The following is a 12,031-nucleotide window of genomic DNA, read 5'->3' as shown; positions in this document are numbered from 1 at the left end:
AGGTTTGTATAAGAGACAGCCTCCCGCCCCACCCCGGCCAGTGAACCAGTCCACCAGCCGGTACGGCGCGCCCACCGTCACCAGGTTCGCCGCCACCGCCGCGCGCGTCGCGCTGTCGAAGGCGGTGCCCGCGTGCGCCAGCGCGGCGCCGTGGCGGCGCACGTAGGTGCCGTCGTTCATCGTCTCCACCAACAGGCGGACAGGCGCCTGGAGGTCATAGGCGTCCAGCGGCTCGGCGCACGCCTGGGATGCGTCCAGCCGCTCGAAGCCGTTGACCACCAGCACCGGGGACTCCGCGCCGCCCGGCGTCCGAGCGCCCACGGTGACGGACGGGAAGCCCTCGCCTCCCGCGTTGTGCGCGGCCACGCGGAAGTAGCGCACGGTGCCCGGCGCCAGCGTGGTGCGGAAGGACGTGCCCGCTTCATCCGTGCCGTCGTCCCAGCCCAGCCCGTCCGCGCTCTGGTAGACGCGGTAACCCGTGGGTGCGTCGCGGCCCTCCTCGTCCGGGTTGGCCGGCGGCGCCGCCCAGCGGAGCTCCACCGTGCCGCCGCTGCCGTTGAGCGCGGCCACCGCCTCCGGCGCCTCGGGCGGCAGGACGACAGGTACGCTCTCCCGGGCCGCGTAGTACTTGATGAGCCCCTGGAGGATGGCGCGCGCGGCCACCCGGCGGAACGCGGGCTCCTTCAGCCGGTTCGAATCCGTCACGTTGTCGTGGTAGGCGACCTCCAGCAGCACGGACGGCATCTCGTTGTTGTGCGAGGGGTTCACCTCGCCCAGGTTCGCCGAGCGCAGGTTGCGCACCCGCCAGCTCGAGTCCACCTCGCGGCGCATGTCCCGCGCCAGTTCGTCCAGCAGCGCCCGCGCCAGCACGTCACTGCCCGGAAAGCCGGTGAAGTTGAGCGTGCCGTCCACCGGGTTGGGCCCGTACACGTAGGCCTCCGTCCCCGACACGTTGCCCGTGGTGGACGCGTTGGTGTGCCACGCCACGTACACCGCGTCCTCGCCCTCCTCGTGCAGCCACGCGGCGAAGCGCGGACGGGCGGTGACGTCCGCGTTGCGCTCGTTGGTCAGCGCGTTGGCCCCCGTGGGCGCGTACACCGTGAAGGGCGCGCCGCTGAACTGCACGTGGTAGCGCGCGGACTCCTCGTAGCGGGGCCGCGCCAGGGGCGCCATCGCCGCGTCACCAATGACGCCGCTGCCACCGCCGAAGCGCACCGCGTCCAGCGACAGCGTGCCGCCCTCCGCGGTGTCGTTCAGCGCCACCACCGCGCCGGAATCCGGGTGCTGCCCCGCCTTGAAATAGAAGCGCCCCAGCAGCACCCACGTCCCGCCGTGACGGCGCTGGTTGACGCGGAAGTGGCTCTCACCGCCCGCGTGCTTCACCACGTAGTGCGCGTCCGGCGCGCGCGTGGGGTCGGCCGCGTAGGAGACGTAGACGTGATAGCTGCCCTCCGCGGGAATCTCCGGCGTCCACGTCGCGCTCGCGGTGGCGCTGCGCGCGGAGGCCATCACCCGCGTCGTGCCCAGCGAGAAGGGCTCCACCGCGTTGCCCATGGGTGTCGGCGGTGTGCCCCAGCCGGGCTGAGCGGAGGACTCGAAGACGTCGCCGTCCTCCGAATAGCCGGCCTGCCCGTCGTCGACGATGGCCATGTGCCCGTTGAGGTCCGGCTCCCGCAGGGGCACCACGGTGGCGCCAGCGCCCGTCAGCATGGGCAGCAGGTACTGGTTGAGGACCTCGGCGGAGATGAGGTCCTCCACCACGGCCCAGGTGTTCGGCCGCTGCGTGGCCCAGCGGTTCAGCGGCGCGCTGCGCGTGAAGCCGTGGCCCGGGCTCAGGTACACCACCTTGCCGGAGAGCGCGCCCGTGCGCTGCCGCGTCTGCGGCACGCCCGACTTCGTCCCGGAAGCCCCCGTCCGGAGCTCGCGTCGGACGACCGGCGGCTCCGCGGCGGACAGGCGGCGCGTCTCATGCGGACGGGGCCCGGGCATCGGCACGTACTCCACCCCCGGCGGCTCCAGGCCACACGCCCCTTCATCCAGTGCAGGGTCGTGCGCGGCGTGGGAGTCGGCGCGGGCCAGGGGGGAAGTCAACAACAGCGCGAGAAGTGCGCCACCCAGACGGACACGAAGAGGGTAGGAAGGGGCATTCACAGGGTCGGACCATACCCCTTCACGACGAAGGGGCAATCCGTCCCGCGGGTGTTAGCCTCCCCCGCGCTTTCGCCATCGATGAACGCACCTCCCCGGCCACCCACGTCCTTCCCCCCCCGTCACGGTTCGGGGCTGCTCGCCTCCTTCGGTCACGCGTGGGCGGGGCTCATCCACACCGTCATCTACCAGCGCAACATGCGCATCCACCTCATCGCCGCCGTGCTGGTGGGGCTGGTGGGCAGCGGCATCGCGTTGGGGCTCGCGGAGAAGGTGACGCTCATCTTCTGCGTCCTGCTCATCTTCTTCGCCGAAATCCTCAACAGCGCGCTGGAGCACCTGGTGGACCTGGCCGTCCAACAGTTCGACGAGAAGGCCCGGCTGGCCAAGGACGCGGCCGCCGCGGGCGTGCTGGTGCTCGCGCTAGGCACGGTGGTCATCTTCGCCGCCATCCTGGTGCACAACTGGGACACGGTGCGCACGAGCACCGACGCCATCGTCCGCCAGGTGGCGCTGGGCCTGCCGCTGACGGCCTGCATCCTGGTGCTGGTGCTGCCGCAGCGCCGTCCCGCGTGGGTGGATGTGGCCGCCTTCACCGCGGGCGGCGTGCTGATGGCGCTCCAGGCCACGCAGACGGCCAGCAGCGTCTTCAGCGCCCTCACCGCGGGTCTGCTCTTTGTCGCCGGCGCGGCTGCGTACCAGCGGAGGCGGGAGCAGAGGGCGCCCCGCGCCTGACTTCTCAATCAGTCAAAACGAAAAGACCGGCCAGGGCCGGTCCTTTCACCACCTCGGTGCCTCTCGCGGGCGGGCGCCCCGGAATCCCGTCCGGAGCCCGCGCGCCCGCGGGGAGAATCCGCTGAAAACCTCAGGCGTGCGGGCGACGCTCCGGGGCCTGCTCCTGCGCCGCCTGGACAGCTGTCGCCTTCTCGCCTTCCTTGATGTCCGTCGTCACCAGTTCGAGCAGCTCCGTGGCGATGCCAATCACCTGCTGCGGGGTGTAGCCGCTCGCGCGCAGCTGGTTGAAGAACGTGCGCGCCAGGATCCGGGTGCCCTTTTGATCGGTGCTCAAGGTCAGTGCCTCCATAAAGAACGCGGCCGGGAAGGAGCGACGCCGCCTAATCACGAGACAGCCCTGTTTCAACCCCCGTGCCAGCCGTTCTCTTCCTCACGGATTCCTCAACATTTCCCAAGGGTTGAAGTAGACCAGGGCCCCGAACGGCCCTGGAGGGCAGTGCGAACGCGCTTGCGCAGTCCTCGGCGGTACGGGGGATTGGCGTGAGGGGGTGCATCAGCGGGTTCGCACCCGGATTTCAAGGGCTTGCAATCTTTCAACAGGGCGGCGAGATACGCGCCCCACCAGGAGCGGATGCGATGGCGTATCGGGTGAACAACATCGGGCTGTGGCTCGACGAGCCAGAGGAGCTGCTCGGTCAGCGCGCCGCGGAGAAGTTGGGCGTCACCCGCTCCGACCTCGCGTCCGTGCGGGTGGTGCGCTCCGTGCTGGACGCGCGGAAGAAGGGCAGCCCGCGCTACATCTACACGCTGGAGGTGGAGCTGGCCCGGGGCAAGAAGCCGGCGAAGCTGCCACCGGACGTAGGTGAGACGCCCCCTCCTCCCGAAGCGCCGGGCCCGGTGAAGGCGCCGGAGCAGTGGCCCATCATCATCGGCACGGGCCCCGCGGGGCTCTTCGCCGCGCTGGGCCTGCTGGAGCGCGGCGTTCGCAGCATCCTGCTGGAGCGGGGCCGCGAGGTGGTGTCGCGCCGCAAGGACGTGGCGAAGCTCATGCGCGACGGGACGCTGGACCCCGAAAGCAACATGAACTTCGGCGAGGGCGGGGCGGGCGCGTACACGGACGGCAAGCTGTCCACGCGCATCAACCACCCCATGGTGCGCAAGGTCATTGAGGCGTTCGCCCGCTACGGCGCGCCGGACCACATCCTCATCGAGGGCAAGCCGCACATCGGCTCGGACCTGCTGCCCGGCGCGGTGGCGAAGCTGCGCGAGGAGCTCATCGCCGGTGGCTGCGAGGTCCACTTCAGCACGCGCGTGGACGACCTGCTCTACAAGGACGGCCACATCGCGGGCGTGAAGCTGTCCGACGGACGCACGCTGGAGAGCAACCGCGTCATCCTGGCCCCCGGCAACTCCGCGCGCGAGCTCTACGAGCGCTTCGCCGCCGACGGCCGGGTGATTGTGGAGGCCAAGCCCTTCGCCCTGGGCTTCCGCGCCGAGCACCCGCAGGCGCTCATCAACAGCATCCAGTACGGCAACGCGGCCAAGAATCCGCGCCTGCCCCCGGCGGACTACAAGCTGGCGGAGAACCTGGAGGTGGACGGCGAGGTGCGCGGCGTCTTCTCGTTCTGCATGTGCCCCGGCGGCATCGTGGTCCCCACGCCCACGCAGGACGGGCTCCAGTGCACCAACGGCATGAGCAACTCGCGGCGCAACGCGCGCTACGCCAACTCGGGCATCGTCGTGTCCGTGTCCGTGGCGGACTTCGAGCGCGAGGGCTTCCGCGGGCCGCTGGCGGGCCTGGAGTTCCAGCGCCACTGGGAGAGCAAGGCGTATGAGCTGGGCGGAGGCCGCTTCTACGCGCCGGCCCAGACGATTCCGGACTACCTGGCCGGGCGCGTGAAGAAGGACCCGGGCGGCACCAGCTACCGTCCCGGCCTGGCGCACACGGACCTCAACCAACTCTTCCCGGAGCGGCTCACCGAGTCACTGAAGCAGGCCCTGCGCACCTTCGAGCGGAAGATGCGCGGCTTCATCAGCGAGGAGGGCAAGCTCATCGGCATCGAGAGCCGCACGTCCTCACCGGTGCGCATCACCCGCGGCGAGGACCTGCAGTCGGTGTCCATGAAGGGCCTCTACCCGGCGGGCGAGGGCTGCGGCTACGCGGGCGGCATCGTGTCGTCCGCCGTTGATGGATTGCGCGTCGCTGAGCAGATTGCCACCGAACTGTCCTGACGGACGGCCGGGAGGAGGGCTCATGGGATACATCGTGCGGACGCCGGAGGGCGAGCTGGTCTACCCCAGCCTGCTGGATGTGGAGCGGGCCTACGTCCAGGGGCTGGTGGACGCAGAGGACGAAGTCCGAGAGGAGACCGCCACCACCTGGCGCAAGGCGGCGAGCATCCCCGTTCTTGCCCGGGCGAAACCCGCGCGCTCGGGGGCATTGCAGCGGGGACAGGTGCTTCGCGTGGCGGCCGTGGTGCTGCTGAGCGCGGTGGCCCTGTCCCTGGTGTTCCGCGACGAATTGCGGCTGCGGGGCATCGGCATCGTCCTGGCGTTGGCGGCCAGCACCCTGCTCTTCCAGGTCACCACGAAGGCCTTCAAGCGCACGCCCAGCGGGGGCTGACGCGACAGGGCGACGGCGCACGGGCCCGCCCGCCCGGCCGCCCCCCGACGTGGCGCTCCGGGACGGGCAGCCATCCGCAGGCCAGCACCCCATGTTCTTCCCTGGCAGTACGCCCCGGGCGCCGGTGCCCTCGGGTCGCCGCGAGAGGAGAACCCACCGTGCTCAGCACCTATCTGTCCCGCGACGCCGCCCGCCGACTGCGCCATGGCGCGCCATGGGTGCGCCGGGAAGACATCATCTCCATGGAAGGCACGCCGCAACCCGGAGAGCCCGTACAGCTTCGGGACGAGGACGGCTCGGTGCTGGGCCTGGGTGACGTGGATTTAGAGGCGTCCTACGCGGTGCGGCGGCTCGGTCAGCCGGACGAGGTGGTGGAGGGACTCATCCCGCGCCATCTCCGCCGCGCCTTCGAGCGGCGGGCACGGCTGGTGGACGACCCGCGCTTCTGCCGCGTCGTCAACGATGACGGGGACGGCCTGCCCGGCCTCATCGTGGACCGCTACGACACGCACTTCGTGGTGCAGACGCTCACCCGTGCCATGGACGCGCGTCTCGAGGAGCTGACGCGCGCGCTGGTGGAGGTGGCGGGCGCGGGCGCGGTGCTGCTGCGCAACGACACCCCTCGCCGCAAAGCGCTGGGCCTGCCCACGCAGCGCCCCCATGTCCTGTACGGCACCCCACCCCGCTGGTGCCGGCTGCTGGAGATGGGGGCCCGCTTCACCGTGGACCTCACGTACGGCCAGGGCACGGGCTACGCGTATGACCAGCGCGAGGTCCGCCGCTTCGTGGCGCGCATGGCCCAGGGCTCGCGCGTGCTGGACGCCAGCTGCAACGTGGGAGGGCTCTTCGTCCACGCGGGGGTGCACGGGGCCCGGCACATCCTCGCCTTCGACGCCGACGCGGACGCCGCGGACCTGGCACGTGAGAACGCGGAGGCCAACGGCCTGTTGGGCCGGGTGATGGTGGAGACGGGCAGGCCCCTGCAGGCCCTCCGGGCGGTGCGAGACACCTTCGATCTGGTTCTCCTGGACACACCGGCCGTGGCGACCGACGAGGAATTCGTGGAGTTGCTGCGTCACGCGCTTCGCAGGACGCGCCACGGTGGCTGGTTGATGGTCACCGGGTACCATCCACCCCTCCCCCAGGACGGCTTTGACGACCTGGTGGCCACCGCCTGCGAGGGCGAGGCGCGGATCGCCACCCGGCTGGCCCGCCCGGGCCTGCCGCCGGACCACCCGACCCTGGCCGGGTCCCATGGGGCCGAGCACCTCCACGCGATGGCGTTGGAAGTCAGCTGAAGCCATCCACCCGCGCGGCCGATGGAGTGCTAGTGTCCGCCGCCGCAATGACCAACGAAAACGTGCCCGAGTCCGCGCCCCCCGCCCAGGAAGGTTCCGTGGAGACCGTCCGCAAGGTGTATGCGGCCGACCTGCGGGAGAAGGACCGCGTCCATACCGTCTTCCGCGTCACCAAGAAGGAGAAGGTGACCGCCCGCAGTGGCAAGGTGTTCGTCGCCGCCACGCTCGTCGACAAGAGTGGCGAGGTGGACGCGCGCATCTTCGACAAGGTCGACGCGCTCGAGCCCGTCTTCCAGCCGGGTGACTTCGTGCTCGTCCAGGGCAACGTCATCCAATTCCACGGCCGTACCCAGGTCGTCGTCGAGACCCTGGAGCGCCTGGACCCCGAGCCCCTGGACCCCAAGGAGTTCGAGCCGCCCCCGGCCCCGCCCGCCGTCGAGGCGAAGCCCGCACCGGAGGCCAAGGCCGCCCCGGAAGCCAAGGCAGAGAAGCCCGAGAAGGCCGACAAGGGCGAGGCCCGCGGCAACGAGGGCCCGGGTGGCGCGCGCGCCGCCGGCCTCATCCGGGAGATGGTCACCGAGCGCATCGGCGACACCTTCGTGAAGCAGCTGCTGCTGGCCTTCCTGGACGACCCGAAGATCGCGTCCGGCCTGCCGGTGGCCCAGGGCGTCCGGGGTACGCACCACGCGTGGCGTGGCGGACTGGCGGAGCACATCCTGTCGGTGATGCGGCTGGCGCTCCGCGTAGCGGACCAGTACCCCATGGCGGACCGCGACCTGCTGCTGGCCGGCGCGCTGCTGCAGCAGGTGATGAAGGCGGCGGACGCCACCGAGTCCTCCGACGAGGGCCGGCTGGTGGGCAACCTCGTCCTGACGGCGCAGAAGCTGCGCGAGAAGGCGCTGGCCATCCCCGGCTTCCCGCCGCTCCTGGAGCAGCACCTCACGCACCTGGTCATCTCCCAGCACGGCGACGCGCAGCAGGGCAGCCCGAAGTCGCCGGTGACGCTGGAAGCGCAGATCATCCACTCGCTGGAGTCGCTGGACGCGCGCATCGCCTCGTGGCTGGAGGCCATGCAGCGCGATTCTCACGACAAGTGGACGGACGTGGTGCGCCCCTACGAGCGCCAGCTGTGGAAGGGCCCCTCGCCCACCTCGCGGGGCCGCGCCCCGGTGGAGGGCGGTGGCCGCCGCAAGGGCCGCGAGGAGAAGCGCAAGGCCCGGGCGGAGAAGCAGCAGCAGCCGGGCACCCCGGCCGAGGGCGCCCCGCAGCAGGAGCAGGCCCAGCGCCCGCCCCGCAAGGAGCGTCCGCCCCGCGAAGAGCGTCCGCCCCGCGAGGAGCGCGCGCGTGAGGAGCGCCCGCCCCGTCCGCCCCGCGAGGAGCGTCCGCCGCGTGACGCGAGCTCGCTGCCCAAGGAGCTGACCTTCAAGCCGTTCAGCGCGCTGACGTCGTTACCGTCCGACTCCGGCAACAAGGGCGGTGAGGGTTCCTCGGAGAGCTGAGGCAGCACATGGTGAAGAGGTTGGGAGAGCGCCTCATCGAGGCGGGACTCGTCAACGCCGGGGCCGTGGAACAGGCCCTGGAGCACCAGAAAATCACCGGCCACAAGGTCGGTGATTGCCTGGTTGAGCTGGGACTGCTCCAGGAAGCGGCGCTGCTGCGCTTCCTGGCGGCGGAGTTCCAGACGCGCTTCGTCAGCGCGGACAAGCTGGCGAAGGCGCGCATCGCCACCGAGGTGCTGGACCGGCTTCCGGTGCGCCTGGCCGAGGCGCAGAACGTGCTGCCGCTGGCGGTGGACCCGGAGCGCAAGCTGCTCTCGGTGGTCGCCGCCGAGCCGCAGAACAAGTCGCTGATGGACGAGATTGCCCTCGTCACGGGCATGTCGGAGGTCTACGCGTACGTGGGCCTGCGCAGCGCCATCTCCGCCGCCATCCGCAAGCACTACTACGGCGATCCCACCGCCTTCGCCGCGCTGCTGGAAGGCGCCAACGCCCAGGGACAGGCCCCGGCCGCGCCGTCCCGCGCGGGCGCCCCGGAGCACGGACGCACCTACGCGGGCAGCGTCACCGGGACGGGCACGGGCAACCGTGGCGGACTCAGCCTCAACTTCCGCGTGGAGACGGACGCGCGGATGCGGCTGCAACGCGGCAGCAGCACCGGCACCCCCGCGGTCCGCCCGTCCACCCAGCGGCGCGAGCCCGGTGGGCCGCGCGGGCTGGTGAGCGACAGCGACTACGTGGAGACGCTGGGCATCATGGTCGGCCTGCTGGAGCAGGACCGGCAGCGCCACCGCGGACACTCCGCGCAGTTGGCGCGGCAGGCCGGCATCGTGGGCCAGCGCATGGGCATGCCCCACAAGGAGCTGGCCGCGCTGACCATCGCCGCCTACCTGCACGACCTGGGCAAGCCGGCGGAGCGGCACTTCTCGCTGGCGAGCAACGCCGTCAACCCGGAGTGGAAGGCGCAGGCGAAGCTGGCCTGCCGCATCCCCACCCGCATGTTCGAGACGGTGCACCTGCCCGCGCAGACGAACACCATCCTCGCGCAGATGTACGAAGCCTGGGACGGCTCCGGCACGCCCCAGGGCGCCAAGGGCGAGGACATCACCCTGGGCGCGCGCATCCTCGCCGCGGTGGACAGCTTCCTGGAGCTGACGAAAAACCCGGGCAATGCCCTGGGCCGCGTGCTGCCCAAGGAGCAGGCGCTGGAGCACCTGCGCAAGTACGCGGGCGTGCTCTATGACCCGGTGGTTGCGGACATCGTCATCCAGCTCCAGAGCGGCGAGCTGCTGCGCCACCGGCTGGAGAGCGAAGGCCGCCAGGTGCTCGTGGTGGAGCCGGACGAGACGGCGCGCGGCGAGCTGCTGGAGGCGGTGCTGAAGCAGGGCCTGGTGGCGCACGCGCTGTCCACCGTCGAGGGCGCGCAGGACGGACTGGCGCGGCAGGACTGCGATGTGCTGGTGGTGAGCCTGCGGCTGGGACTGCAGGACGTGATGGACTTGCTGGCGCAGGCCCGCTCGGCGCCGGAGACGGCGGGGCTGCCCATCGCGGTGGTGGGCGAGCCCGACAATGCCACGCGGGAGCGCCTGCTCATGGCGGGCGCCACGGACGTGCTGTCGCCCGCGGACAAGCCCGCCATCGCGAAGACGGTGCAGGCCCTCTACGACGACCGGGTCCAGCACAACGGCCCGGGGCGCGTGGTGCGCGGCAGCTTCGACGAGCTCCCCCCCCGCGAGCTGCTGCGCACGCTGGGGGGTGGCCACAAGAGCGGCCGGCTCAACCTGCGCCAGCACACGCTGGAGGGTTACCTGCACCTGGAGCGGGGGCGCGTCGTCTTCGCGTCCTTCGGGGGTCACTCAGGCGAGCCCGCGCTCCAGGCGCTGCTGAAGCTGAAGCAAGCGGACTTCCAGTACGACCCGGACGCGTTGCTGCTGGACGTCCCGCAGATGGACCAGGACCTCGCGGCCCTGGCCGGCGGCCTCAACGCAGGTTGAGGTTGAAGAGGGCGGCGGCGTTGGCGGTGGTGACCGCGGCCACCTCCTCCAGCGTCACGCCCTTGAGCTCGGCGACCTTCTTCGCCGTCTCCACCACGTGCGAGGGCTGGTTCTTCCGCCCCCGGTGCGGCACCGGCGCCAGGTACGGGCTGTCCGTCTCCACCATCAGCCTGTCCAACGGCGCGAAGCGCACCGCGTCCTGGAGCGCCTCCGTCTTCTTGTAGGTGATGACACCCGACAGCGACAGCAGGAAGCCCCGGTCCAGGTAGCGCCGGGCCGCGTCCGTGTCGCCGGTGAAGCAGTGGATGACGCCCTTCGCTACGCCCGTCTCGCCGAGGATGGCGTCACAGTCGTCATGCGCGTCGCGCACGTGCACCACCAGCGGCTTGCCCAGCCGGAGCGCCAGCGCGCACTGCCGCCGGAAGACCTCCGCCTGCGCCTCACGCGGTGAGTGCTCGTAGTAGTAGTCCAGGCCCGCCTCCCCCACCGCCCGGACCTCGGGACGCGCGCAGGTGCGCTCCAGCGTGGCCAGGTCCTCCTCGGTGGCCCGAGCGGCCTCGTGCGGGTGGATGCCCAACGTGGGCGACAGGAACTCCGGGTGCGCCGCCGCCAGCTCCAGCGCGTTGCCCCAGTTGCCCGGGCCATGGAACTGCCCCACCACGACGGCGTGGACCAGCCCCGCCGCGCGAGCCGCGTCGAGCACGGCCACGACGTCCGGGTAGTCCTTCACCTCGAGGTGGCAGTGGGCGTCGACGAATCTCATGGCTCCTCCTGCAACAGCTCTTCCAGCTCGGCGCGGGCCTCTGGAGAGGGAAAGGTACTCACCGCGTTGCGAACGGCCTCACGCGCCTCCGCCCCGCCCAGGCGCCACAGCCCGTCAGCGGCGTCCAATCGGCTGTCCTCGGAGGCCTGCGCGTCCTGGAGCAGCCCGACCAGCCAGGGCAGCGCCCGCGCATCGCCCAGCCGGCCCAGGCCTCTCGCGGCCGCGCCCCGGCAGGGGTCCTTCACGTCGTCCAGGACTTCCTTCAAGCGCTCCAGCGCGCCTGGCACCTTCACCTCGCCGCAGAGCTCCACGGCCAGAGCCCGGTCCGGGCTCCACCGCTTCTTCGCCATCCGCTGGATGAGGTACGTCGAGCCGTCCGAATCGCCCAGCTTCGCCAGCACCCCGGCGGCCTGCGTCTTGTCGAAGGCGGGCAGGAGCCACCGGCCGAACAGCTTCTTCACCTGGGGCAGCGCGCGCGCGTCCCCCAACTCCGCCAGCGCCCCCAGGGCCCGGAAGCGCAGCAGGTCCGCGTCCAGCGCCTCCAGCAACACCTCCAGCCCCGCGGCGTGATGGAGGCTGGCGATGCCGCGTGCCGCCTCGAAGCGGACCTCGAAGGTGCCGTCCTCCAGCATGGAGGCCAGCGCCCCACGCAGCTCCGGCCGGGCCAGGTCCGCCAACCGGCCGGTGGCCTCCAGGCGAATCTGCCACTCCTCGTCCCGAAGCCGGGCGATGAGCAGGTCCGGCAGCTCCGCCGGAGGCACCACCACGGAGGCCAGGCTCACCCCCGCGCGGCGCACCTCCACCTGCTTGTCCGCCAGCAGCCGGGGGAGCGCCTCGAGGAACTCGGCGGCGTGCTCGGGGACCTCCGACGCGAGGTGATAGAGCTGGAGCGCGGCTTCCGTCCTGAACGCCGGGCGCTTCTCGCGCTCCAGCGTCAGGAGGGCCCGGTCCCGGTCGGCACGCCAGTCCGTCAC

At 71.4% G+C, this 12,031-nt stretch carries 10 protein-coding genes; 6 read left to right on the top strand and 4 right to left on the bottom strand.

Features of this window, described 5'->3' with window-relative positions; translation table 11 throughout:
* On the bottom strand, positions 1–2,151 hold a 2,151-nt coding region (locus HNV26_RS13860; RefSeq protein ID WP_171452806.1), incomplete at its 3' end, for a golvesin C-terminal-like domain-containing protein.
* A gap of 78 nt (positions 2,152–2,229) precedes the next feature.
* Between HNV26_RS13860 and mprA the strand changes: the two genes are divergently transcribed.
* Positions 2,230–2,883 (top strand): MprA protease, GlyGly-CTERM protein-sorting domain-containing form, encoded by a 654-nt coding sequence (mprA, locus tag HNV26_RS13855; protein ID WP_171440194.1) that lies wholly within the window; start codon positions 2,230–2,232, stop codon positions 2,881–2,883.
* 130 nt (positions 2,884–3,013) lie between these two features.
* Here the strand turns inward: mprA and HNV26_RS13850 are convergent, their stop codons facing one another.
* Positions 3,014–3,217, bottom strand: coding sequence for a hypothetical protein (locus HNV26_RS13850; RefSeq protein WP_244171607.1), 204 nt, complete (start codon positions 3,215–3,217; stop codon positions 3,014–3,016).
* A 302-nt stretch (positions 3,218–3,519) separates the two neighbouring features.
* On the opposite strand from HNV26_RS13850, the gene HNV26_RS13845 reads away from it, so the two are divergent.
* The 5 genes from HNV26_RS13845 to HNV26_RS13825 all read left to right on the top strand — a co-directional run bounded on the left by HNV26_RS13845 (position 3,520) and on the right by HNV26_RS13825 (position 10,294).
* Positions 3,520–5,115: an NAD(P)/FAD-dependent oxidoreductase gene (locus tag HNV26_RS13845; protein ID WP_171440193.1), complete on the top strand. Its 1,596-nt coding sequence runs from the start codon at positions 3,520–3,522 to the stop codon at positions 5,113–5,115.
* A 22-nt stretch (positions 5,116–5,137) separates the two neighbouring features.
* Positions 5,138–5,506, top strand: coding sequence for a hypothetical protein (locus HNV26_RS13840; RefSeq protein WP_171440192.1), 369 nt, complete (start codon positions 5,138–5,140; stop codon positions 5,504–5,506).
* 158 nt (positions 5,507–5,664) lie between these two features.
* Positions 5,665–6,804, top strand: coding sequence for a class I SAM-dependent rRNA methyltransferase (locus HNV26_RS13835; protein ID WP_171440191.1), 1,140 nt, complete (start codon positions 5,665–5,667; stop codon positions 6,802–6,804).
* Between the two features lie 47 nt (positions 6,805–6,851).
* The gene (locus tag HNV26_RS13830; protein WP_171440190.1) at positions 6,852–8,303 is read left to right on the top strand and encodes an OB-fold nucleic acid binding domain-containing protein; all 1,452 of its coding nucleotides are present in this window, start codon (positions 6,852–6,854) and stop codon (positions 8,301–8,303) included.
* A gap of 8 nt (positions 8,304–8,311) precedes the next feature.
* Positions 8,312–10,294: an HD domain-containing phosphohydrolase gene (locus HNV26_RS13825; protein ID WP_171440189.1), complete on the top strand. Its 1,983-nt coding sequence runs from the start codon at positions 8,312–8,314 to the stop codon at positions 10,292–10,294.
* Here the strand turns inward: HNV26_RS13825 and HNV26_RS13820 are convergent.
* Together HNV26_RS13820 and HNV26_RS13815 are read right to left on the bottom strand one after the other, a co-directional pair.
* Positions 10,281–11,057, bottom strand: a complete 777-nt coding sequence (locus tag HNV26_RS13820) for a TatD family hydrolase (protein WP_171440188.1) — start codon at positions 11,055–11,057, stop codon at positions 10,281–10,283. The genes HNV26_RS13825 and HNV26_RS13820 overlap by 14 nt on opposite strands.
* Positions 11,054–12,031, bottom strand: coding sequence for a HEAT repeat domain-containing protein (locus HNV26_RS13815; protein ID WP_171440187.1), 978 nt, complete (start codon positions 12,029–12,031; stop codon positions 11,054–11,056). Before HNV26_RS13815 ends, HNV26_RS13820 begins: the two co-directional genes overlap by 4 nt.

Source organism: Myxococcus xanthus, assembly GCF_013116825.1.
Taxonomy (GTDB): Bacteria; Myxococcota; Myxococcia; order Myxococcales; family Myxococcaceae; genus Myxococcus; species Myxococcus xanthus_B.
This window is presented reverse-complemented; position numbering and strand designations above follow the sequence as displayed.

Coding starts and splice junctions, on each gene's coding strand:
- mprA (WP_171440194.1), top strand. CDS start 2,230: ATGAACGCACCTCCCCGGCCACCCACGTCCTTCCCCCCCCGTCACGGT.
- HNV26_RS13845 (WP_171440193.1), top strand. CDS start 3,520: ATGGCGTATCGGGTGAACAACATCGGGCTGTGGCTCGACGAGCCAGAG.
- HNV26_RS13840 (WP_171440192.1), top strand. CDS start 5,138: ATGGGATACATCGTGCGGACGCCGGAGGGCGAGCTGGTCTACCCCAGC.
- HNV26_RS13830 (WP_171440190.1), top strand. CDS start 6,852: ATGACCAACGAAAACGTGCCCGAGTCCGCGCCCCCCGCCCAGGAAGGT.
- HNV26_RS13825 (WP_171440189.1), top strand. CDS start 8,312: ATGGTGAAGAGGTTGGGAGAGCGCCTCATCGAGGCGGGACTCGTCAAC.
- HNV26_RS13820 (WP_171440188.1), bottom strand. CDS start 11,057: ATGAGATTCGTCGACGCCCACTGCCACCTCGAGGTGAAGGACTACCCG.